Annotated in this window: 26 protein-coding genes and 1 pseudogene; all 27 read left to right on the top strand. The window is 35.4% G+C overall.

The window, feature by feature from the left end; all coding sequences use genetic code 11:
• Positions 1-159: 159 nt before the first annotated feature.
• Positions 160-2,046 (top strand): NADH-quinone oxidoreductase subunit 5 family protein, encoded by a 1,887-nt coding sequence (locus EB239_RS02750; RefSeq protein ID WP_003868937.1) that lies wholly within the window; start codon positions 160-162, stop codon positions 2,044-2,046.
• Complete coding sequence (locus EB239_RS02755) at positions 2,043-2,894, top strand: respiratory chain complex I subunit 1 family protein (protein WP_003868938.1); 852 nt, start codon at positions 2,043-2,045, stop codon at positions 2,892-2,894. Before EB239_RS02750 ends, EB239_RS02755 begins: the two co-directional genes overlap by 4 nt.
• 5 nt (positions 2,895-2,899) lie before the next feature.
• Positions 2,900-3,367, top strand: a complete 468-nt coding sequence (locus EB239_RS02760) for an NADH-quinone oxidoreductase subunit B family protein (protein WP_003868939.1) — start codon at positions 2,900-2,902, stop codon at positions 3,365-3,367.
• Entirely contained in the window at positions 3,364-3,741 is a 378-nt protein-coding gene (locus EB239_RS02765) for an NADH-quinone oxidoreductase subunit C (protein WP_003868940.1), read from the top strand. Before EB239_RS02760 ends, EB239_RS02765 begins: the two co-directional genes overlap by 4 nt.
• Positions 3,734-4,816: a hydrogenase large subunit gene (locus EB239_RS02770; protein WP_042835378.1), complete on the top strand. Its 1,083-nt coding sequence runs from the start codon at positions 3,734-3,736 to the stop codon at positions 4,814-4,816. Before EB239_RS02765 ends, EB239_RS02770 begins: the two co-directional genes overlap by 8 nt.
• 9 nt (positions 4,817-4,825) lie before the next feature.
• On the top strand, positions 4,826-5,197 hold the full coding sequence (locus EB239_RS02775; protein ID WP_003868942.1) for a 4Fe-4S binding protein: 372 nt from the start codon (positions 4,826-4,828) through the stop codon (positions 5,195-5,197).
• A 1-nt stretch (position 5,198) separates the two neighbouring features.
• The gene (gene hypA / locus EB239_RS02780; RefSeq protein WP_003868943.1) at positions 5,199-5,540 is read left to right on the top strand and encodes a hydrogenase maturation nickel metallochaperone HypA; all 342 of its coding nucleotides are present in this window, start codon (positions 5,199-5,201) and stop codon (positions 5,538-5,540) included.
• 1 nt (position 5,541) lies between these two features.
• The gene (gene hypB, locus EB239_RS02785; RefSeq protein ID WP_003868944.1) at positions 5,542-6,198 is read left to right on the top strand and encodes a hydrogenase nickel incorporation protein HypB; all 657 of its coding nucleotides are present in this window, start codon (positions 5,542-5,544) and stop codon (positions 6,196-6,198) included.
• The gene (hypF, locus tag EB239_RS02790; RefSeq protein ID WP_003868945.1) at positions 6,156-8,411 is read left to right on the top strand and encodes a carbamoyltransferase HypF; all 2,256 of its coding nucleotides are present in this window, start codon (positions 6,156-6,158) and stop codon (positions 8,409-8,411) included. The genes hypB and hypF overlap by 43 nt, the downstream gene beginning before the upstream one ends.
• A gap of 2 nt (positions 8,412-8,413) precedes the next feature.
• The gene (locus EB239_RS02795) at positions 8,414-8,656 is read left to right on the top strand and encodes a HypC/HybG/HupF family hydrogenase formation chaperone (RefSeq protein WP_003868946.1); all 243 of its coding nucleotides are present in this window, start codon (positions 8,414-8,416) and stop codon (positions 8,654-8,656) included.
• The gene (hypD, locus tag EB239_RS02800) at positions 8,631-9,692 is read left to right on the top strand and encodes a hydrogenase formation protein HypD (protein WP_003868947.1); all 1,062 of its coding nucleotides are present in this window, start codon (positions 8,631-8,633) and stop codon (positions 9,690-9,692) included. Before EB239_RS02795 ends, hypD begins: the two co-directional genes overlap by 26 nt.
• Before the next feature lie 15 nt (positions 9,693-9,707).
• Entirely contained in the window at positions 9,708-10,697 is a 990-nt protein-coding gene (gene hypE / locus EB239_RS02805) for a hydrogenase expression/formation protein HypE (protein ID WP_003868948.1), read from the top strand.
• 272 nt (positions 10,698-10,969) lie between these two features.
• The gene (locus tag EB239_RS02810) at positions 10,970-11,320 is read left to right on the top strand and encodes a response regulator (protein WP_003868949.1); all 351 of its coding nucleotides are present in this window, start codon (positions 10,970-10,972) and stop codon (positions 11,318-11,320) included.
• 107 nt (positions 11,321-11,427) lie between these two features.
• Complete coding sequence (locus EB239_RS02815) at positions 11,428-12,942, top strand: IS1182 family transposase (protein WP_003868950.1); 1,515 nt, start codon at positions 11,428-11,430, stop codon at positions 12,940-12,942.
• 87 nt (positions 12,943-13,029) lie between these two features.
• A complete protein-coding gene (locus tag EB239_RS02820) occupies positions 13,030-13,881 on the top strand; it encodes a class II fructose-1,6-bisphosphate aldolase (RefSeq protein ID WP_003868951.1) in 852 nt (283 codons plus the stop codon).
• A 309-nt stretch (positions 13,882-14,190) separates the two neighbouring features.
• Positions 14,191-15,717, top strand: coding sequence for a transcription termination factor Rho (rho, locus tag EB239_RS02825; RefSeq protein ID WP_003868952.1), 1,527 nt, complete (start codon positions 14,191-14,193; stop codon positions 15,715-15,717).
• Between the two features lie 62 nt (positions 15,718-15,779).
• Positions 15,780-15,989 carry a 50S ribosomal protein L31 gene (gene rpmE / locus EB239_RS02830; protein WP_003867319.1) on the top strand — a complete coding sequence of 70 codons (210 nt, stop codon included), beginning with the start codon at positions 15,780-15,782 and terminating at the stop codon, positions 15,987-15,989.
• 68 nt (positions 15,990-16,057) lie between these two features.
• The gene (locus EB239_RS02835) at positions 16,058-16,639 is read left to right on the top strand and encodes a thymidine kinase (RefSeq protein WP_003868954.1); all 582 of its coding nucleotides are present in this window, start codon (positions 16,058-16,060) and stop codon (positions 16,637-16,639) included.
• Between the two features lie 15 nt (positions 16,640-16,654).
• Positions 16,655-17,581 carry a DUF1385 domain-containing protein gene (locus EB239_RS02840; RefSeq protein WP_003868955.1) on the top strand — a complete coding sequence of 309 codons (927 nt, stop codon included), beginning with the start codon at positions 16,655-16,657 and terminating at the stop codon, positions 17,579-17,581.
• Positions 17,568-18,407 (top strand): peptide chain release factor N(5)-glutamine methyltransferase, encoded by an 840-nt coding sequence (prmC, locus tag EB239_RS02845; protein ID WP_003868956.1) that lies wholly within the window; start codon positions 17,568-17,570, stop codon positions 18,405-18,407. The genes EB239_RS02840 and prmC overlap by 14 nt, the downstream gene beginning before the upstream one ends.
• 48 nt (positions 18,408-18,455) lie before the next feature.
• Positions 18,456-19,526: a peptide chain release factor 1 gene (gene prfA, locus EB239_RS02850; RefSeq protein WP_003868957.1), complete on the top strand. Its 1,071-nt coding sequence runs from the start codon at positions 18,456-18,458 to the stop codon at positions 19,524-19,526.
• A gap of 331 nt (positions 19,527-19,857) precedes the next feature.
• Complete coding sequence (locus tag EB239_RS02855; RefSeq protein WP_003868958.1) at positions 19,858-20,577, top strand: ZIP family metal transporter; 720 nt, start codon at positions 19,858-19,860, stop codon at positions 20,575-20,577.
• A gap of 27 nt (positions 20,578-20,604) precedes the next feature.
• Positions 20,605-21,669 carry an L-threonylcarbamoyladenylate synthase gene (locus tag EB239_RS02860; RefSeq protein WP_003868959.1) on the top strand — a complete coding sequence of 355 codons (1,065 nt, stop codon included), beginning with the start codon at positions 20,605-20,607 and terminating at the stop codon, positions 21,667-21,669.
• Positions 21,666-22,076: pseudogene (locus EB239_RS15340) on the top strand (low molecular weight protein arginine phosphatase); the annotation flags it as partial. The gene EB239_RS02860 and the pseudogene EB239_RS15340, both read left to right, overlap by 4 nt.
• 51 nt (positions 22,077-22,127) lie before the next feature.
• Complete coding sequence (gene rpiB / locus EB239_RS15345) at positions 22,128-22,574, top strand: ribose 5-phosphate isomerase B (protein ID WP_028986146.1); 447 nt, start codon at positions 22,128-22,130, stop codon at positions 22,572-22,574.
• Positions 22,575-22,623: 49 nt separating this feature from the next.
• Entirely contained in the window at positions 22,624-23,256 is a 633-nt protein-coding gene (gene upp / locus EB239_RS02870) for a uracil phosphoribosyltransferase (protein ID WP_003867307.1), read from the top strand.
• A gap of 17 nt (positions 23,257-23,273) precedes the next feature.
• Entirely contained in the window at positions 23,274-23,717 is a 444-nt protein-coding gene (locus EB239_RS02875) for a deoxycytidylate deaminase (protein WP_003868961.1), read from the top strand.
• Positions 23,718-23,765: the final 48 nt, after the last annotated feature.

A 23,765-nucleotide genomic window follows, 5' to 3' on the forward strand; every position in this document is an offset into this window, starting at 1 on the left:
CAGAAAAAATTATCATTATTTCATGATAAATATTATCTATTGTTATTGACTTTATACACATGAAACCGTATAATCATTGTAGAAGGTTTATCAATTAATTAGGATTCTGTATACAATATGTAAGTTGCAGTTAGTTAAATTTTTAAGAGAGGTGTTTTTATGCAGTCAAATTTATTACTGCTAAGCATTATATTTCCTATTATAGCGGGTATTATTGTTCTTTTTTTGAGGCAATCTTCTATTAGAAAGGTTTTTATTGCTGTATCTTTGGGTGTAATCATTTTACTATCTTTAATTATGTTGGAGAACTTAAAAGTACCTGATATTTTTAATTCACCGGCTTATTACAGTGGTATGGATGTGGCCATCAAGATAGGGGACTTTGTTCTTTTGCTTTATGTTCTTTATATTTCTTTTAAAATTAAAGAATGGAGAGCGACTTTTTTTGCAGTATTACAACTTGTTCCTTTAATATACTTTGAGTTTTTTATATTAAAGGAACACGAAGTTGCAATGTTTTTAGTAGATGAACTGTCTATTATAATGAACTTGATTATATCAATTGTTGGTTCTCTAATAGCTCTTTATGCCTTTGGATATATGGACCATCATGAAGAAGAGAAACATGTATCACCTACAAGACAGCCAAGATTTTTTGCTATTATACTTATATTCATAGGGGCAATGAATGGAGTAGTATTTTCTAATAATTTGATGTGGATGTATTTCTTCTGGGAAGTAACTACATTAAGTTCCTTCATGCTTATAAGCCATGACCAAACAGAAGAAGCTATTAGAAATGCAGCAAGAGCTTTATGGATTAACATGATGGGTGGTTTTGCACTTTTACTGGGCATAATATTTATTTACACTAACTACAACACTATATCTTTAGTTGATGTATTAAGCATAAAAGATACTGCGTATATACTTTTGCCAATGTTCTTTATAGCATTTGCAGCTTTTACAAAATCTGCGCAACTGCCCTTCCAGAGTTGGCTTCTTGGGGCAATGGTGGCTCCCACGCCGGTTTCTGCACTTTTGCACTCCAGTACAATGGTTAAGGCGGGTATATATATTTTACTGAGATTTTCGCCACTTTTTAGAGGTACATTGTTGAGTGATTTTATAGCAATATATGGTGCGTTTACTTTCATAGCTACAGCTTTCCTTGCTATAAGTCAAAGCAATGCCAAGAGAATACTGGCATATTCTACTGTATCAAATTTAGGGCTTATGATAGCAAGCATTGGAATTAATACTTCAAGTGCTATTGCTGCAGCTATATTGCTTTTGATATTCCATGCAGTGTCTAAAGCTTTGTTGTTCTTGTGCGTTGGAACGATAGAGCAACATATTGGAAGTAGAGATATTGAAGATATGAAGGGTTTGGTAAATAGGATGCCTGTAACAGCGGCAATAACTTTTATAGGAATTTTAACTCTTATGGCAGCACCCTTTGGAATGCTTGTATCTAAATGGCTTATAATAGAAGTAGCAGCTAATCAAATATGGATTTCTGTTATATTAGCGATAGGAAGTGCTTTGACAGTACTTTATTACACCAGATGGATAGGAAATCTTTTATCGGGAACGTATTTTAGTAAGCGCTCAGAGGAGCATATGAATACCACAATTGGTATTTCTCTCTACAGCTTAACAGCTATAGCTATTGTATTAAGTTTTGCAATTTCAACTTTATATAATATGTTAGTAATGCCTCAAATATTGAATATGAAAATGGATGTGGCTCTCAAAGCTGTTAAAGGCTATTTATATACTTCAAACGGAGGATTTACCATTTATCCTATTTTCATAACAATTGGTATAGCGATAGTGTTATCACTAATTTCCATAAGAAAATCTACACGAGTTGCTGTAAAAACTACTCCTTATACAGCAGGACTTACTTATGTAGAAGAGGATGGGTATGATGTAAAAAACTACTATCTCACGACTTTTGCAACTGAAGGGATATTGACAAAATATTTTAATTATATTTCTGTTGCTTTAATTGCTGTGATTCTGGGAGGTGCTATCCTATGATAAAAGAAATTGGGATATTTGTTGTTGCAGTGATTTTAGCTCCTTTAATCGGCGGTTTTTTATCAGGGATTGACAGAAAACTAACAGCATTTATACAAGGAAGATATGGGCCTCCCATCTGGCAGCCTTTTTACGATGTAATAAAACTTTTATACAAGCAAAGACTATTAGTAAATGACTTTCAAGTGTTTTCTGCCTATATGTATCTTTTATCAGCGATTCTTTCTGTGGGGCTTTTTGCTATAAAAGCAGACCTTTTGATGATTTTGTTTATAATGTCTGTAGGACTTGTGTTCTATATAGCGGGAGCTCTTTCAACAAAATCTCCTTACAGCCAAGTTGGGGCTCAAAGAGAGCTAATGCAGATGTTAGCATATGAACCGATGTTGATATTTTTTGCTATAGCAGTCTACAATGTGACCGGAAGCTTTAATTTAGCTCAAATAATGACCCATGGCAAATTGCTTTTAGATTTGCCTTTGATGTTTATACTTTTGGGCTTGGTTTTGACAATCAAGTTAAAGAAATCACCTTTTGACTTATCAGCTTCAGAACATGCTCATCAAGAGTTGGTACGAGGCATTTTGACGGACTATTCAGGTCCTTACCTTGCTTTGATTCATATTGCTGATTGGTATGAAATGATTTTAATACTAGCAATGATAGCTATATTATGGTCTCAAAATCTTGTAATAGGTGCTCTTATTGCTTTGGCGACATTCTTTGTGGATATAGTCATAGATAATATAACAGCAAGAATGACAGTAAAATGGATGTTAGCTTTTAGCTGGAGTATAAGTATTCTATTTACAATTGTGAATATAGCTTATATATATTTTAGGAGATGATTGGTATGGGTTTAAAAGAATTTGTAGAAAAATCTTTTAAAAAGTCACCGTGGGTTTTGCATTACAACTGCAGCAGTTGTAATGGTTGTGATATTGAAATCTTAGCTTGTATGACTCCTCTCTATGACATGGAGAGGTTTGGAATGGTAAATGTAGGAAATCCGAAACATGCGGATATTTTAGTGGTGACAGGTACAGTCAATACAAGAAATAAGGAAGTCTTAAAAAATATATACGACCAAATGCCTGACCCTAAAGTTGTGGTAGCAGTAGGAGTTTGTGCCGCGACTGGTGGAGTATTCAGAGAAGCTTATAATGTTATAGGAGGAATTGATAAAGTAATTCCTGTAGATGTCTATGTGCCAGGTTGTCCTGCGAAGCCGGAGGCTATAATAGACGGGCTTTATAAAGCGGCTGAGATTTTAAAAGAAAAATATGAAAAAATGGGGAAAGCTGAAGAGGTGTTAAAATGATTACGACTAAAGAAATAAAATTGGAGGATATCGAAAAAGAAACGAAATATTATTATGAAAATGGGTATAGATTTGTTACTGAAACATGTCTTGAAGAAGAAGGCAAATTTAAAATAATTTATACCTTTGAAAAAGACTATCAAATGGATAGTTTTCATGTTTTTGTATCTCCACAAGAAGAGGTACCCAGCATTTCAAAAATATATTTTGCTGCACTTCCTGTGGAAAATGAGATACATGAAATGTTTGGAATGAAATTTAAAAATTTAGTACTTGACTTCCAAGGATTGTTATTTTTAGGGGAATACGCTCCTATTTCTCCACAAGCTAGTATAGAAATCATGAGAAGGGATAAAGGTGATAAGAATGAGTGAAAAAAGTACAATACCATTTGGCCCACAACATCCTGTTTTGCCAGAGCCTATACACTTGAAATTGGTCGTTGAGGATGAAAAAGTAGTAGAGGCTTACCCGGCTTTTGGTTTTGTTCATAGAGGGCTTGAGTTGCTTGTTAAGAAAAAGGATTTTAATCAAATGGTATATGTGGTTGACCATATTTGTGGCATCTGCAGTGCTATGCATGGCCAGGCTTATTGCCAGGCAGTAGAAGAATTGATTGGCGTTGATGTACCAGAGAGAGCAAAATATTTAAGGGTTATTTGGGCAGAAATTCACAGGATTCACAGCCATCTTCTATGGTTTGGCCTTTTGGCAGATGCTTTTGGATTTGAGAATCTTTTTATGTTGTCTTGGAGAATAAGGGAAAAGATAATGGATATACTGGAAGCTACAGCTGGTAACAGAGTGATTATTTCTGTAAACATTGTTGGTGGTGTGAGAAGAGATATTAATAGTGAACAAGCAAAATGGTTACTTAATGAGCTTAAAGAAGTCGAAGAAGGCTTAAAAGAGCTTGATAAAATAGTTAGAAATAATTATACTATTAAGCAAAGAACTGTAGGTGTTGGTGTACTTTCTAAAGATGAAGCATATAAGTTGGGAGCTGTAGGACCTACTTTAAGGGGAAGCGGTGTACCTATCGATATGAGAACGACAGGTTATGCTGCTTATAAGGACTTAAATTTTGAACCAATTGTAGAAAAAGATGGAGATACTTATGCGCGAACAATTGTAAGGGTAAAAGAAATGTTTCAGTCAATAGACCTTGCAAGACAAGCAATAAGTAAGCTGCCAGAAGGTGAAATAAATGTAAAAGTAAAGCCTAATTTACCTGCTGGTGAAGTTATCTCAAGAGTCGAACAGCCTAGAGGCGAAGTATTTTACTACATTAAATCCACTGGAGGAAAATACTTAGATAGGCTTAGAATAAGAACGCCTACTTTTGCAAATTTAGCATCTCTTTTGCACATGCTTCCAGGCAGTACTTTAGCAGATGTGCCTGTGCTTGTTTTGACAATTGACCCATGTATCAGCTGTACTGAAAGGTAGGTGGTGTAGATGCTGGATATGCTTAAAAATGTAGTAAGTAATCTTACTCATAAACCGGCTACAAGAAAATATCCTTTTGAAAAGAGAGAACCTTTCGAAAGGGCAAGAGGCCATATAGAAAATGATATTGAGAAGTGTATCTTATGTGGTATATGTCAAAGAGTTTGCCCTTCAAATTGTATACAGGTAGATAGAAAAGAAGGGACGTGGGGCTTTGAGCCTTTTGCTTGTATAATATGTGGTGTTTGTGTGGATGCTTGTCCTACTAAGTCCCTGACCATGCTAAGAGAATATCGACCTATTTCTAATGACAAATATGTCGTATTGCAAAAGAAAGAGGTTAAAAATCCTCCTGAAAAGGATAAGAAGGAAGGAATATAAATTGCATGAGTTGTCTGTGACCCAAAGTCTGGTTGACATGGTGCTGGAAGAAGCAGAAAAGAGAGAGGTTAAAAAAGTTACCAAAGTTACAGTTGTAATAGGGGAACTTACTGGTCTTGAAAGTGAAAGTATAAAGTTTTATTTTGACATATTATCAGAAAATACGGTAGCAGAAGGAGCAGAGCTAACGTTTAAAATTATAAAAGCACAGTTTAAGTGCAGGCAGTGTGGTACCATTTTTGAAAGGTCTAATTTTACTTTTAACTGTCCTGTATGTGGAGGAGTAGGAGTTTTGGTGAACAAAGGGAAAGAATTTTACATTGAAAGTATAGAGGTGGAATAGTATGGAGGAAATTGTAATTATAAGAGATGTACTCGAGGTTAATAATAATGTAGCTCATGAAAACAAAGTCATAAAAGATGAAAAAAACATCTTGATGGTAAACCTAATAGGCTCACCTGGAGCTGGAAAAACAACTTTTATTTTACGGGCAATTGAAAATCTCAAAGTGCCTTGTGCTGTAATTGAGGGGGATGTCACTTCAGACATTGATGCTAGGAAAATGGCTGAAAGAAATATACCTGTTGTGCAGATAAATACAGGAGGGTCTTGTCATTTAAATGCTGGTTCAGTAAACAAAGCGCTTAAGGCTTTATCTTTTGATGATGGTATTGTATTTATTGAGAATGTAGGAAATCTCATATGCCCTTCTGCCTTTGAATTAGGTGAAGACTTTAAATTGGCAATGGCTAATGTTCCAGAAGGTGATGATAAACCTTATAAATATCCAGCACTTTTTACCAAAGCAAAAGCTGTAGTTTTGAATAAGATTGATATGCTTCCCTTTTTTGAATTTAATAAGAAATTCTTCTATGATGGGATAAGAGCTTTAAATCCGGATGCACCAATTTTTGAAGTTTCTGCAAGGACAGGAGAAGGATTTGGTGAGTTTGCAAAATGGTTAGAAGAAGAGTATCACAAATTCAGGCAAGACAAATAAATATTTATGGCATTGTACAGGGCGTTGGTTTTCGCCCTTTTGTCTTTAATATTGCACAAAAATACAATCTAAAGGGAATGATATATAACAATTCCTCTGGAGTGTATATAGAGGTTGAAGGAGAAAAAGAAAACGTAGAATGTTTCATAAAAGAAATAAAAGAAAATCCTCCTTCTTTAGCTGTTATAGACGAGATAAAAATAAAAGAGTCAGAAGTTAAAAATTACAGGGAATTCAAAATTATGGAAAGTAAAGAAGATGACGGATTTGTCCCTGTGTCCCCTGATATGGGAGTTTGCGACGACTGTTTAAAGGAAATGAACGACCCAAATGACAGAAGATACAGGTATCCTTTTATAAATTGTACAAATTGTGGGCCAAGGTTTTCCATAATAGAGGATATTCCTTATGACAGACCTAAAACTTCCATGAAAGTATTCCCAATGTGTGGAAAATGTGAACAAGAATACAATAACCCCAATGACAGGAGATTTCACGCGCAACCGGTAGCCTGTTTTGACTGCGGTCCTAAGCTTGAATTTGTAGGAGATAATTGTCAGGAAGATGAAATAAAATGTGCTGTAGATGCTCTTAAAAGGGGTAAAATTCTCGCTATTAAAGGTATAGGCGGTTTTCACTTGGCAGTAAATGCTCTTGACGATGAAGCTGTTTCTACTTTGAGAAGTCGAAAAAAGAGATATGGAAAGCCTTTTGCAGTTATGATGAAAGACATAAAGCAGGTAAAGGAGTATTGCATTTTAAGTGAAGAAGAAAAAAAACTTCTTTTAAGTCAGAGAAAGCCGATTGTACTTTTAAAGAAAAAAGGAGAAAAACTTGCAAGAGGTGTTGCTGACGGATTAGATACGTTAGGAGTAATGCTTCCATACGCTCCTATACATTATCTTTTGATGGAAGAGATTGATTTTCCTATTGTGATGACAAGCGGAAATGTCAGTGAAGAACCTCTTTGCAAAGACAATGAAGAGGCTTTAGAAAAATTAAAGGATATAGCTGATGTTTTTCTTTTAAACAATAGGGATATAGTCAATAAAATAGATGATTCAGTAACTTCCTTTAATGGAGGTGCTGAGAGGATTATAAGAAGGGCAAGAGGATATGCCCCTCAGCCACTTTTATTGAAAAAAGATGTCAAAGCAAATGTGCTGGCGGTTGGTGGCTTTTACAAAAATACCTTTTGCATGACTCGCGGTCAATATGCTTTTATAAGTCATCACATAGGAGATTTGGACAATGAAAAGACTTTTGAATATTATAAAGAGCAGATAGAAAGGTATAAAGGACTTTTTAGAGTGACCCCTCAGGTAATAGCTCATGACATGCATAAAGGCTATCTTTCTACTCAGTACGCCTTGTCCTGTGACTTGCCTCGCATTGAGGTTCAGCACCATCATGCCCATATTGCTAGCTGTATGGCAGAGTATAATATTACAGATAAAGTGATAGGGATAGCCTATGACGGCACTGGATATGGTACAGATGGTAATATATGGGGTGCAGAATTTTTGATATGCGATTTAAAGGATTTTTTAAGAGTAGGACATTTGAAATACAAGCCACTTCCAGGTGGAGAGTTGGCGATAAGAAAGATTTACAGGGTAGCTTTAGGTTTTATTTCAGAGGATATAAATTTTTATAAAGATTTTGTGGAAAGATTTGATTCTAGAGAGGTTGATTTAATTTTAAAGCAAATTGAGAAAAGGATTAATACTCCGTATGTATCCAGTATGGGAAGACTTTTTGATGCAGCAGCTTCTTTACTTGGCGTGAGAGACCAAGTACTTTTTGAGGGGCAGGGTGCAATGGAGCTTGAGAGTTTAATAATTGAAAATGATGATTTTTATGATTTTGATGTTTATCGCGATGAAGAATATATAATAAATCCAGAAATGATATTACACCAACTCTATGAGGACTATAAAAATGGAATTGACAAAAGAATAATTGCGACAAAATTTCACAACTCCATTGTAGAGTTTACTCACTATTTAGCATTGGAGTTGAGAAAAGAGTTTGGTATAAATAAAGTGGTGTTAAGCGGTGGAAGTTTTCAAAACAGGTATTTATTAAAGAAACTACTGGCTAAGCTTACTGCTTCAGGGTTCGAAGCCTATTCTAACAGCAAAGTTCCCTGCAATGATGGAGGAATTTCATTAGGTCAGGCTGTTATTGCGAATAAAAAATTGGAGGGATAAACATGTGCATTGCAGTTCCATCAAAAGTGTTAAAAATTGAAGGAAAAGTTGCAGAAACAGAATTAGGCGGTGTAATAAGAAGAGTATCGATAGAGATGGTGCCAGAGGTTAAAGTGGGAGATTATGTAATGGTTCATGCAGGGCTTGCTATAAGCATTGTGGATAAAGAAGAAGCAGAAATGGAAAGGGAGCTTTGGGAAGAACTTATGGAGGTTTTAAATGATGCAGCAGACAGAAATGATTGAAAAGGCAAAAAGAGCAATTGAAGCTTTAAATCCGGGTGGTCTTTTTAATATCATGGAGGTATGTGGTTCCCATACAATGGCTATCTCAAAATTTGGATTAAGACAGCTTTTGCCTAAAAATATAAGGCTTATATCAGGCCCAGGATGTCCTGTGTGCGTGACAGCTCAGAACGAAATAGATAGTGTAGTAGAACTTGCTAATAGAAATGTTGTAATTGCTACTTTCGGGGACCTTATAAGGGTACCAGGTAGCAAGTCATCATTGCAGTTAGAGAGAGCAGCAGGCAAAGAGGTAAAAGTGTTTTATTCACCTCTTGATGCTTTAAATTACGCTGAGGGAAATCCGAGCAAAGAGGTAGTTTTTATAGGAATAGGATTTGAAACAACTGTTCCGACTGTTGCTGTTACTATAAAGGAGGCGAAGGAGAAAAATATAAAAAATTACAGTGTATACTGCCTTCATAAGACAATGCCTGAAGCTTTAAGAGCACTTCTTGAAGGGGGTTCAAATGTTCAAGGATTTTTGCTTCCAGGACATGTGAGTGCAATAACGGGCAGTAAAATATATGAATTTTTGCCTAAAGAATTTGGCGTTGGTGGTGTAATTTCTGGCTTTGAAGCAATGGATATTCTGATGAGCATTATAATGCTTCTTAAAAATTATAAAAATCCTGCTATTGAAATTCAGTATAAAAGAGTGGTAAGAAAAGAAGGAAATCTTGAAGCACAAAAGATAATTGATGAAATTTTTGAACCTTGTGATAGTACTTGGAGAGGTCTTGGAAAGATCAAAGGTTCAGGACTAAGGATAAAAGACAAGTATAAAGACTTTGATGCGGCGGTAAAATTTGATATAAAACCAATTGGAGAAGAAATCAAGATAAAAGGTTGCCGATGTGGAGATGTTTTAAAGGGAAGTATTTATCCTAATGAATGTCCTCTGTTTGGAAGAGCATGTACACCTGAAAATCCTGTGGGGCCTTGCATGGTCTCTTCAGAAGGTTCTTGCGCAGCTTTTTATAAGTACGGGGCTTAAGAAAGGATGAGAAGTATGGATAAAGTTTTGCTGTCTCATGGTGGCGGCGGAACCATGATGGAAAATTTAATTGAAGAAGTTTTTTCAAAGGCTTTTGACAATGAATATATAAAAGGGATGGAAGATGCGGCATTGCTTTTTGGGAATATCACTCTTACCACTGACAGTTTCACAGTAAAACCTATCTTTTTCCCTGGAGGAGACATAGGAAGACTTGCAGTGTGCGGGACAGTAAATGATGCGTCTATGAGAGGAGCTAAACCTTTATATTTAACCTCAGCCTTTATAATTGAGGAAGGTTATCCAATAGAAAATTTGAAGAGAATAGTAAAATCTATGGCTGAAACAGCAGAAGAAGCAGGTGTGAAAATAGTCGCGGGAGATACTAAAGTCGTAGAAAAAGGCGGAGTCGACGGCGTATTTATAAACACTTCTGGTATAGGTGTAGTGTATGAAAATGTAGATGTGTCAATTAAAAATGCCAGACCTGGAGATGTAGTGTTAATTTCTGGAACAATAGGAGACCACGGGATGGCTATTATGAGTGCGAGAGAGGAATTGCAATTTGACCCTCCTATTTTGTCGGACGTTTCACCTCTTAACAAGTTGATAGAAAAGCTCATGACTTTGGGGAAAGCCGTTAAGGTATTGCGGGACCCTACAAGAGGTGGCGTTGCGGAAGTTCTTTATGAGATATCAAAAATGAGTGGTGTTGGTATTAAAATATACGAAGATAAGTTGCCTGTAAAAGAAAGTGTAAAATCTGCTTGTGATTTGATGGGATTTGACTTTTTGCACTTAGCAAATGAAGGAAAGTTAATTGCGGTTGTTGACAGGAAATATGCGGAGGAAGCTCTAGAAATCATGAAATCAGACAAATATGGAAAAAATGCAGCGATAATAGGTGAAGTGAATGATTCAAAACTTGTCACAATCAATACAGTTTATGGAACTTCGAGAATTATAGATAGACCTATAGGGGAACTGCTTCCTAGGATATGCTAAACTGCTTGTAGGACAGGAGATATAAGGTGTGTTGAGGCAGAGACTTTTTAGAGATGGCAAATATTACGACGAGTATATAATGAGCATATTAAAAGAGGAATTTGATGAGAAATATGGAAGGAGATAGACAGGAATTTAAAGTAAGTGGGGAAACTAATTCATAAATTTTTTAATAAATTTTTAATTTAAAAAGAGGAATATTTATTTTTTTGTAGAATATTAATTATTGTGTGTGCTAAAGAAAGATTTATGGGTGTAAAAGGTGGCATAAAATGAGTAGAATTTTAGTTTTAGATGATAATAAGGGAATCTGTAATTTAATAGAAGAAATTTTCACGATGGATGGACATGAAGTGAGAACTTACAGTGATATTAGCCATTTTGACAAAGAGATAGAAAAATTTAGACCTGATATAGGCTTGTTTGATTTACACATGGCAAGCGATATGTTAAAAATTATCAGAAAGATTAAAAAAATTTATCCCAATATGAAGAGTATTATAATGTCAGCGGAAGAGCCACAAGAGCCTTTTACGGAATTTCCTTTTATATCTAAACCTTTTGACATAACAGCGCTAAAAAATTTAGTTTATGATAATCTAAGGCAAGAAATGGCTGTGTAAAAAGGTACGTTTGTACCTTTCAGACTGTTGACAAAATATCGGGAACCCGTTATTATGAGAAGGGTTCCTTGTTTTTTTATGAAGCAAAAGAGGAGAGGAGAAGAAAGATGTTATCAAAGAAACAGGATGCCAGACATCAAATAGAATTTGTAAGCATAGATCAGTTAGTTCCAAAAGATCACCTTTTAAGGAAGATAGAAAGAGTTATAGATTTTAGTTTCATATATGATTTAGTAAAAGACAAATATTCCGAAGATCACGGCAGACCAAGCATAGATCCAGTAGTATTAATAAAAATCCTGTTTATTCAGTATCTTTTTGGCATACCCTCAATAAGGAGGACAATATCAGAGATAAAAACAAATGTGGCATATAGGTGGTTTTTAGGGTATGGGCTAACAGAAGAAATACCTCATTTTTCAACATTTAGCCAGAACTACATAAGAAGATTCAAAGGGACAGACATATTTGAGAAAATATTTACGAAGATTTTAGAAGAAGCAATAAGGCATGGGCTAGTAAATGCGGAGGAAGTATTCATAGATTCAACCCATGTAAAAGCAAGTGCCAACAAGAAGAAATACACCAAAGAAATAGTAGAACAAGAAGCCAGGACTTATCAAGAAAAACTAGAAGAAGAAATAAACAAAGATAGAGAAGCTCATGGCAAAAAGCCATTAAAGAAAATCAAGAAAATAAAGACGAAAGAAGTGAAAGTAAGCAAAACAGACCCAGATAGCGGAATGTTAAACAAAAACGGAAAAGAAAAATGTTTTGCATATTCTTTTCATACAGCCTGCGATAAAAATGGATTTGTATTAGGAGTAAAAGTAACAGCTGCAAATGTCCACGACAGTGTAATGTTTCAAGAAGTATTAGAAGAAGTTGAAAAGAGAGTAGGAAAACCGAAAGCAATAGCAGTGGACGCAGGCTATAAAAATCCGTACATATTAAAGACAATATTTGATAAAGAAATAATACCAGCAGTGCCGTATACAAGACCAATGACAAAAGATGGTTTCATGAAAAAGCAGCAGTACGTATACGATGAATATTATGACTGTTACATATGCCCACAAAATGAAATATTAACATATGTTACAACCAATAGAGAAGGATATAGAGAGTACAAATCAAATCCAGAAAAATGTAAAAATTGTCCTTTAAGAGAAAAGTGTACCCAAAGTAAAGACTACACAAAGAGGATATTCAGGCACATATGGGAAGGATATGTAGAAGAAGCAGAACACCTAAGGCATACACCTTATTGTAAGGAAGTATATGAAAGAAGGAAAGAGACAATAGAGAGAGTATTTGCTGATATGAAAGAGAAGCATGGTTTGCGATGGACAACATTAAGAGGAAAAGAAAAACTGTCCATGCAAGCGATGCTTGTTTTTGCTGCCATGAATTTAAAGAAAATGGCAACATGGTTATGGAGGAGGGGCAAGAGCCCTTTGGGTACTTTGAATTTTTATCCATTATTTGGAGTTTTAAAGAAAATTTTATCCAGATACATACAGCCCCTGTTTTCGGAAATAGGAAAACAGGGGCTTAAATTTTGCTTTGTCAACAAACTGAAAGGTACGTTTGTACCTTTTTTTATAATTTCCTTGAGCTAACTTTAAACAAATGTTATAATGAAAAAGAAAAGTTACATAATATAGGTAGTATTTTGAAAACCAGTTATAATAAAGGAGTTGTTGGCAATGTTAGTAACAGGTATAGAGATATTAGAAAAAGCCCACAAAGAAGGATATGCAGTTGGAGCTTTTAACACCAGTAATTTAGAGATTACCCAAGCCATTGTGGAGGCGGCAGAAGAAACTAAATCACCAGTCATAATACAAGTTAGTGAGGGAGGATTGAAATACGCTGGTATTGAGACGATTTCTGCGATCGTCAGGACAATGGCTGAAAAGGCATCAGTTCCAATTGCTCTACACCTTGACCATGGTACAGATTTCAATACAGTCATGAAATGCTTGAGAAATGGCTGGACTTCTGTAATGATGGATGCTTCTAAATTGCCTCTCGAAGAAAATATAAAAGTGACGAAAACTGTGGTGCAAATTGCTCACGGAATGGGAGTTTCTGTTGAAGCTGAAATCGGAAAAATCGGTGGTACGGAGGATAATATCACAGTAGATGAAAGAGAAGCGGCCATGACAGATCCAGAAGAAGCTTTAAAATTCGCAAAAGAAACAGGAGTAGATTATTTAGCTATAGCTATCGGGACGGCTCATGGACCTTACAAAGGGGAACCTAAGCTGGACTTTGATAGACTTAAAAAGATAAAAGAAATGCTCAATATTCCTTTAGTTTTACATGGAGCTTCAGGAGTTCCTGAAGAGGCTATAAAAAAAGCTGTAAGCCTTGGCATAAATAAGATAAACATAGATACAGATATAAGACAAGCTTTTGCACGAAGGCTAAGAGATTTGTTAGAAAAAGATAGAGAAGTATACGACCCAAGAAAAATTTTAGGTCCTTGCAAAGATGCGATGAAAGAAGTAATTAAACAAAAGATGATTTTATTTGGAGCAGCAGGAAAAGCATAAGTTAAAGCGGGGTTTCACCCGCTTTTTATATTTTATGTATAAATTTTCTATAAATTGTCAATTATAAATTTTGGGACTGAAAATAACTACTTGACATTCCAAAAAAATATAAATAAAATAGAGTAAGATTATACGTATTCATTTCTTTTAGCATTTTCTTTTTGTGCTTTTTAATAGTATCCTTTGCGAGAAGTGTGTTGTGCAGAAATTCTCATTTTTATCCTCCAGGTAAGTTCCCTCTTATACTTTTTTAAAAATGAGGTAATGAGGACTTAGTTTGTTAAAATTCTACTTTTGGGAGGTGTACCTTTGCGTTTTGATATTAATACTTTGGAAAATTTGAGTTTGATGGAACTAAGAGAAATTGCAAAAGAGCTAGGCATTAAAAGTATTACGAAATACAGAAAACAAGAACTGAGAGAAAAAATTTTGGAAAAAGCTAGTCAATTAAATGGAGAAAATTTAATTCAAGAGGATAACAAAAAAGAGGAAGGTTTAAATGAAGGGCAAACAGAAGGATTACAAGAAAGTACGATAGAGAAAAGTACAGATGATACTTCAAATACTAATTCTAACATATCGAAAAATGGTTATGCAAAGTCTATTGTTACTGAAAATAGCGCAAATGGTTTACAAGCTCAATCAACTTCTTCAAAAGGGAACTTGCCAATTGCTAAAGAACTTTCCGATCCGTTGAAAGAACTTATACAGACACAAGGAGATGTAGTGGCAGAAGGCATTCTTGATATTTTGCCAGATGGTTACGGATTTTTAAGAGTGGAAAACTTTGTCCAAGGGCCCAAAGATATATATATTTCTCAATCGCAAATAAGGCGCTTTGGCTTAAAAGTTGGCGACAAAGTAAGAGGTATTACAAGGATTCCTAGAGAAGGGGAAAAATATTCTGCAATTCTTTATGTGGAATCTATAAATGGTGAAGATCCCGAAAATGCCAAAAAAAGGATTCCCTTTGATGAATTAACTCCTATTTTCCCAAATGAAAAATTGAGATTAGAGACTTCACCTACAGAATTTTCCATGAGATTGGTAGATATCATTGCTCCTATAGGTAAAGGGCAAAGGGGTATGATTGTTGCACCGCCAAAAGCAGGAAAAACCACTTTACTTAAGCAAATTGCCAATAGCATTTCACAAAACCATCCAGAAGTTATTCTCATTGTGCTTTTAATTGATGAACGCCCTGAAGAAGTAACTGACATGAAACGTTCTATAAAAGGAGAAGTAGTATATTCTACTTTTGATGAACTCCCAGAACACCATACTAAAGTGGCTGAAATGGTATTAGAGCACGCTAAAAGACTTGTGGAGTATAAAAAGGATGTGGTAATTCTTTTAGATAGTATTACCAGGCTGGCAAGAGCTTATAACCTTATTACACCTCCTTCAGGAAGAACTCTTTCTGGTGGCATTGACCCTTCTGCATTACATCCTCCGAAAAGATTTTTTGGAGCAGCTAGGAATATAGAAGAGGGTGGAAGTTTAACTATCCTTGCTACTGCTTTGATTGAAACGGGAAGCCGTATGGATGAAGTTATATTTGAAGAATTTAAAGGAACAGGCAATATGGAACTTCATCTTGACAGAAAATTACAAGAACGAAGGATATTCCCTGCTATTGATATATACAAATCGGGTACAAGAAAAGAAGAATTGCTGCTTACAAAAGAAGAATTGGAGGCCATGTGGATATTAAGGAAAGCTATGTCAAATTTACCGCCTACAGAGGTTACAGAGATGTTAATTGAAAAATTAATACGAACTAAATCTAATGCGGAGTTTATAAATATGATAAGGGCACAATTATATAAATCTTGATATTGTGTATAACTTGTGTTATAATTTCTCCGTATGAGTTTTGGTTGAAAGAGGTGAAAGCTGTGAAACCGAATATACATCCTACCTATTATCATGATGCGGTTGTAAGGTGTGCATGTGGAAATACTTTTATAACAGGTTCTACAAAGAAAGAAATTAGAGTAGAAATATGTTCCAAATGCCATCCCTTCTTTACAGGCCAGCAGAAGATTGTAGATACAGGTGGAAGAGTCGAGAGATTTAGAAAGAGATTTAATTTAGAAGAAAAATAATTTGGGGGTTAGAGTGGTGAAGACTCTAACCTTTTGTTTTTAATTTGACATTAAGAAAGGTGGTTTTTATGATATACGGTTCTTTGGATCATGGTTTTATAGAGGCTATAGTTGGTCCTATGTTTAGCGGTAAAAGTGAAGAACTCATAAGAAGGATTAAAAGAGCCCAAATTGCCAAACAAAAAGTACAAGTCTTTAAACCGGCTATTGACGATAGATATTCTATTGACAAGGTGGTATCTCACAATGGCACTAATATAAATGCTATTAGTGTAGTAAAGGCTTCTGAAATAATTGAGCTTTTAGAAGAAGACACAGAGGTTATCGCAATTGATGAAATTCAGTTTTTTGACCATTCGATTGTGGATGTTGTAAGAGAAATTGCAGATCTAGGCAAAAGAGTCATTTGTGCTGGCTTAGATATGGACTTTAGGGGGGAACCTTTTGGCCCTACTCCTGATATAATGGCAATTGCGGAGTCTGTAGATAAACTGACGGCTATATGTGTGAAATGTGGCAATCCTGCTACTCGCACTCAAAGGCTTATCAATGGGAAACCTGCAAAATACGATGACCCAATCATTTTAGTAGGGGCCCATGAAACCTATGAAGCAAGGTGTCGAAAATGCCATGAAGTTCCTCGTACATAGAAAAGAGGTGTAGAGATGAAGAAAACCGATATAGGTGGTCAAGCAGTAATTGAAGGAGTTATGATGAGAGGACACAATAGCGTAGCGACAGCTGTACGAAAAGGAGATGAAATAATTATAAATAAAGAGTATGTAAAACCCTTGACTAAAAGGAATAAATTTTTTTCATTGCCTTTTATAAGAGGTACTTTTGCTCTTTTTGATTCTCTTATCATAGGTATAAAAAGCCTTACTTATTCTGCAGAACTTTTTGAAGAAGAAGATGAGGAAAATATTTCAAAATTTGATTCATTTTTACAAAAAATTTTTGGAGATAAGTTAGATGATGTTTTGATGTATTTTTCTGTCGCAATATCTTTAATTTTATCAATTATCATATTTTTTATCGGGCCGACATATGTAGCCGATTATATCAAATTATTTACAAAAAATACTGTAGTTATAAATTTTGTCGAAGGATTGTTAAGAGTTGCTATTTTTATTTTGTATCTTGTATTAATATCACAGATGAAAGATATAAGAAGAATATTCGAATATCATGGGGCAGAGCATAAAGCTATTCATTGCCTTGAGCATGAAGAGGAATTGACAGTGGAAAATGCTCGCAAATATACTACTTTACACCCTCGATGTGGGACAAATTTCCTCTTCATAGTCATGATAGTTTCTATAATAGTTTTTTCTTTTTTAAAATGGCCTACTCTTTATATAAGGATACTTAGTAGAATTCTTTTGCTTCCTGTAGTTGCTGGTATATCTTATGAAATAATAAAATTAGCGGGGCGAAGTGACAATAAAATAATAACGGCTTTTGTATATCCTGGCTTGCTATTACAAAAGCTTACCACAAGGGAGCCTGATGACAGTCAATTAGAAGTTGCTATTGCATCACTAAAAAGTGTTTTAGAAGATGAGGGAGGACGTGAATTTGAAAATATATGAGGCAATAAATTTGGGGGCAAAAGAACTTAAAAATATTTGCGAAAATCCTAAACTTGAAGCGGAACTGCTCCTTGCTTACTGTTTGGGGATGGATAGGATAAATCTAATAATTAAAAGAGAAGATGAAGTGGAGGAAGGGGAGTTAGCAAAGTTTTTAGGACTTTTAAATATGAGAAAATCTCACATTCCTTATCAGTACATTGTAAAAAAGCAGCATTTTATGGGATTAGAGTTTTTTGTAGATGAGAACGTGTTAATTCCTAGGCCAGAGACAGAGATTCTTGTAGAAGAAGTGTTAAAAAGGGTGGAAAGAGGAAATGTAATTTTGGATATAGGTACTGGTAGCGGTGCTATAGCTGTAAGCATATCTAAATATTTTGCAGATTGTACTGTGTACGCAGTTGACATCAGCAAAAAAGCTATTGAAGTTGCAAAGTACAATGCTGAAAAGCAAGGAGTTTTAGATAGGATATTCTTTATAGAAAGTGACCTCTTTCGTAATCTTCCGCCAAATTTAAAGTTTGACTTTATTGTGTCAAATCCTCCCTACATTAAAAGAAATGAAATTGAGCTACTGCAGGAAGAAGTAAAAAAAGAGCCTATTGTCGCGTTAGATGGAGGAGAAGACGGACTTTTCTTCTACAAAAAAATTATAAAAGAAGCTCCTTTTTATATGAAATCAGGCGGAAAAATTGGCTTTGAAATAGGATATGGCCAAAAAGAAGAAATAACTAATTTTTTAGAAAAAGATGGATTTAAGGATATTGAAATAATTAAAGATTTGGCGGGTATTGACAGAGTGATAATAGCGAAGTATAAGTTATAGTTTTCACAAAAGATAATATGTGGTATAATCAATCTTTGAGGTGAGATAATGATTGATAAATTGCAAGCAATAGAAGATAGATATGTAGAATTAAGTCAAAAAATAAGTGACCCTAATATTATTTCAAATGTAAATGAATGGAGAAAGTATGTAAAAGAGCATGCGGCTATTGAAGATATTGTGTTAAAATACAGAGAATACAAAAAAGTTTTGGAAGATATAGAGGCTACAAAAGAGTTGTTGTCTTCAAATGATGAAGAACTTAAAGAGATGGCAGAGGAAGAACTTTCTCAATTAGAAGAAAAAAAAGAAAAATTATTAGAGGAGATAAAAATTCTTTTAATACCAAAAGACCCAAATGATGAGAAAAACGTCATAATGGAGATTAGGGCAGGAGCAGGAGGAGAAGAGGCAGCTCTTTTTGCCCATGACCTTTTTAGGATGTATTCCATGTATGCAGAGAAAAAAGGTTGGAAAGTAGAAATAATGAGCTCCAATGAAACAGATATCGGAGGATTTAAAGAAGTAATTTTGAATATTTCTGGAAAAGGGGCTTACAGCAGGTTAAAATACGAAAGTGGTGTTCATAGGGTTCAAAGGGTTCCAACCACTGAAGCCGGGGGAAGGATTCACACTTCTACCGCTACAGTGGCAGTTTTGCCTGAAGTCGAGGAAGTTGATGTAGAGATAAATCCAAATGATATAAAGGTAGATGTATTTAGGTCAGGCGGTCATGGAGGGCAGAGTGTAAATACGACTGATTCCGCAGTCAGAGTTACCCATATTCCAACAGGAATTGTCGTAACTTGCCAAGATGAAAGGTCACAGATTCAAAATAGAGAAAGAGCTCTTAAAATTTTGCGAGCAAAGCTTTATGAAATGGCTCTACAAGAACAACAAAGAGAAATTGCTGAGACACGGAAATCCCAAGTAGGTACTGGGGAAAGGAGCGAGAGGATAAGAACTTACAATTTTCCACAAGGTAGAGTCACTGACCACAGAATAGGTTTAACTTTATATAGATTACAGGAAGTTCTTGATGGGGACTTGGATGAAATTATAGATGCTTTAATTTTAAATGACCAGGCAGAAAAACTCAAGAATATGAATTTAAATTAAAGGAACAGGGAAACCTGTTCTTTTTTATTCCTTAAAAGGATATGAAGTGTGTATTATCAAAAAATATAGGTATAATTTAAATTTTTGTGCTTGACTAAATAATCGTTATAAATTATAATTATAAAAAAACACTTTATTAAGTTAAACTAAGAAATAGCAGTATGTGACAAAATACATACAATTTAACATTGCCCCCCAGCTGTCCTCTATAGAGGACGCTTTATTCGCTCGATGGTCCTCCTACCTTCGAGCGAATTTTTTTGTGCTAAGCATAAGTTCAATAACGATTTAATACATTTGAAGTAGATTTAAAAATTAAGGGGATGTTTTTATGTCTACCTTCAATGCTATGATAATAGGCTCTTTGGTTGGAGTGATTGGCACAGGGCTGGGGGGAGCAGCTACATATTTTTTCAAAAACCCTTCTGCTAGATTTTTTAGTGGAATTATGGGGATTACTGCGGGCTTGATGCTCTCTATTGTAGTTTTTGACCTGTTGCCTCATGCTTTTGATATAGCAGGTCTTACATTGGGGACAATTGGGATATTAATAGGAGCTATTTTGATTTCTTTTTTTGACATGATAATAGAAAATATGGATATCGCTGGAGGCTTCATAAAAGAAGGTGTATTATTAGGAATTGCAATTGCTTTACATAATTTTCCTGAGGGACTTGCAGTGGGCTCTGGTTTTATGGTATCTCAGTCATTAGGTATTAACATCGCATTGGTTATTGCTTTGCACGATTTTCCTGAGGGTTTAGCAATGGCAACGCCATTTTCTGCAGGCGGCATACCTCCTTATAAAAATGTAATATACACCGTATTAGCTGGGATTCCTACAGGAATAGGGGCTTTAATTGGAGTTTTGACGGGTGGTATATCCCCTTATTTTATTGGACTTAATTTAGGTATAGCAGGAGGGGCTATGTTGTATGTGACCTGTGGTGATATAATTCCTGAAGCCAGAAATATTTATAAAGGAGAAATTTCTATTTTGGGGATGATATTAGGTATTATAGGTGGTATAATAATAACAAAGCATTTGTAAGTTTTAATTCTACAAGGAGTGCCTTAAATGACAAAAATAGTACGCATTAATAAAAATGATCCAGAAATTGAGCTTATTGATTTTGCAGCAAATGTGATAAGAGAAGGGGGACTTGTGGCTTTTCCTACAGAGACAGTTTATGGAATTGGAGCTAATTCTTTTAATGAAGAGGCTGTAAAAAAAATATTTATAGCAAAGGGAAGGCCTCAAGATAACCCTCTTATTGTTCATATCGCAGAACTAAAGCAGATTTATGACCTTGTCGAAGATGTACCTCAAAAAGCTAAAACTCTTATGAAGAAATTTTGGCCAGGCCCTTTAACACTTATTTTTAAAAAATCAGAAAAAGTACCCTATGTTAATACGGCTGGCATGGATACTGTAGCTATAAGGATGCCTTCAAATCCGATTGCTCATCTTTTAATCAAAAGGGCAGAAGTACCTATATCTGCTCCCAGCGCTAATGTTTCAGGTAAGCCTAGTCCTACTGATGCTTCTCACGTTATTGAAGATTTGTATGGAAAAGTAGATGTAATAATAGATGGAGGAAAATGTGATGTTGGCGTAGAATCTACTGTTTTGGATTTGACAGAAAAGGTGCCGGTCATTTTAAGACCGGGAGCAGTTACTTTGGAAATGCTTAAAGAAGTGATAGGAAATGTTGAAGTGGATCCTTCACTTTTAAAAAAGCCAAAGGAAGATTTAAAGCCTAAGTCTCCTGGCATGAAGTACAAGCATTATTCTCCTAACGCGGAGGTCTATATAGTGACAGGAGACCTCGAGAAAGTTGTAAAAAAAATTCAAGAATTGACAGAAGAACAATTGAAATATGGTAAAAAAGTTGGTATAATGGCAACGGTACAAACTTCGACACAATATGAAAAAGGAGAAATTATTGTCGTAGGGGATAGAAATAGACCAGAGACGATAGCGAAGAATCTTTTTGCAGTCTTACGACAATTTGACAAAAAGGGAGTAGATGTCATTTTTGCTGAAAGTTTTGAATATGACAACATTGGACTTGCTATTATGAATAGATTAGAAAAAGCTGCCGGTTATAAAGAAATAAGTGCTGAAGGAGAATTGCCATGAAAGTATTATTTGTGTGCACTGGGAATACCTGTAGAAGCCCTATGGCAGAGGGACTTTTTAATGACAAAGCGAAAGCTTTCGGTAAGGACTTTGAAGCAAAATCTGCTGGAGTATTTGCTCCAGAAGGTTTTCCAGCTTCACAAGAAGCAATAGAAGTATTAAAACAGGATTATAATATAGATATTTCAAACCACAGGTCAAAAAGTTTAAGACGTCAAGATTTAGAAGAGGCTGATTTAATTTTAGCTATGTCGAATTCTCATAAACAGAGCATACTTTCTAAGTACCCAGAATATTCCAATAAAGTTTTTACTATAAAAGAATTTGTAGGGCTAGAGGGAGAGGTTGAGGACCCTTACGGCATGCCTATAGAGGTGTATAGAGAGACAGCTCGAGAGTTAGAGGATTTAATTTCAAAGATCATAACAAAAATTTCACAAGAAAGGAAGGGTAAAATGGTGATTGCATTAGGAGCTGACCATGGTGGCTATGAACTTAAAGAAGCTATAAAAAAGTATTTAGATGAAAAAGGAATAGCCTATAAAGATTTTGGAACTTTTAGTACAGAATCTGTCGATTATCCAGATTATGCCCTCAAAGTAGCAGAGGCTGTTGCATCTCATGAGTGCAGCGAAGGAATTTTAGTCTGTGGGACAGGCATTGGTATGTCAATAGCGGCAAATAAAGTACCAGGAATTAGAGCTGCTCATGCAGAAGATGTTTTTTCAGCAAAAGCCGCTAAGGAACACAACAATGCTAATATTTTGTGCTTGGGAGGACGCATTACAGGACCAGGACTTGCTGTGATGATGGTGGAAGAATGGTTAAATGCAACTTTCCAAGGAGGACGTCATCAGAGAAGGATTGACAAAATAGCGGAAATTGAGAAAAAGTATAGCAAATGATATTAATTTGTGATTAGAAAAGAAATTTTAAACTTACAGGAGGTAAAAAATGTATAAAAATGTATTTGTCATTGACCATCCACTTATTCAACATAAAATAAGCCTTATAAGAGATGAAAATACAGGTTCTAAAGAATTTAGAGAATTAGTAGAAGAAATTGCTATGCTTATGGCATATGAGGTAACAAGGGATTTGCCTCTTGAAGAGATAGAGGTAAAAACTCCAGTGGCAGTGGCAAAGACAAAAGTGATTGCAGGGAAAAAATTAGGAATAATCCCTATATTAAGGGCAGGATTAGGAATGGTGGATGGAATGTTAAAACTCATTCCAGCTGCTAAAGTAGGACATATAGGAATTTACAGGGACCCTGAAACTTTAAAACCTGTAGAATATTACTGTAAACTGCCTTCCGACATAGCAGAAAGAGACCTCATTGTGGTAGACCCTATGCTTGCGACAGGAGGTTCTGCTTGTGCTGCTATACATTTTCTCAAAGAAAGAGGCGCACAAAATATAAAACTGGTGAATTTAATAGCTGCTCCAGAAGGGATTGAGGCAGTTCACAGAGACCATCCAGAGGTTCCAATTTACGTAGCCAGCATAGACCAAGGTTTAAATGAACATGGTTATATTGTACCGGGTTTAGGAGATGCAGGAGATAGGCTTTTCGGCACAAAGTGATAGCGAGGGATGTACAAATGAGACCCTCATGGGATGAATATTTTATGCAAATTGTAGATGTTGTAAAAACTCGCTCTACTTGTCTTAGAAGACAAGTAGGGGCTATTTTGGTGGTGGACAAACACATAATTTCAACAGGATATAATGGTCCTCCTACAGGGCTTGCCCATTGTGAAGAGACAGGCTGTTTGAGGGAGCAATTAGGAATACCGTCGGGAGAAAGGCCAGAACTTTGCAGAGGAGTACATGCAGAGCAAAATGCGATTATACAAGCAGCATTGCATGGAGTAAGTACCAAGGGGGCTACTTTATATGTAAGCGCTAGCCCCTGTGTTATATGCGCTAAAATGCTAATCAATGCAGGAGTTAAGCGGATTGTATATGAAGAGGAGTACCCCGATGAGTTAGCTTTTAAGCTTCTAAAAGAAGCAAATGTTGACTTAGTAAAAATTGAGAGATAAAATAATAGTGGTGTATATTAAATCAAATGAATAAGATAGAGTGAAAAA

The sequence above is a fragment of the Thermoanaerobacter ethanolicus JW 200 genome (assembly GCF_003722315.1).
Classification (GTDB): Bacteria; Bacillota; Thermoanaerobacteria; order Thermoanaerobacterales; family Thermoanaerobacteraceae; genus Thermoanaerobacter; species Thermoanaerobacter ethanolicus.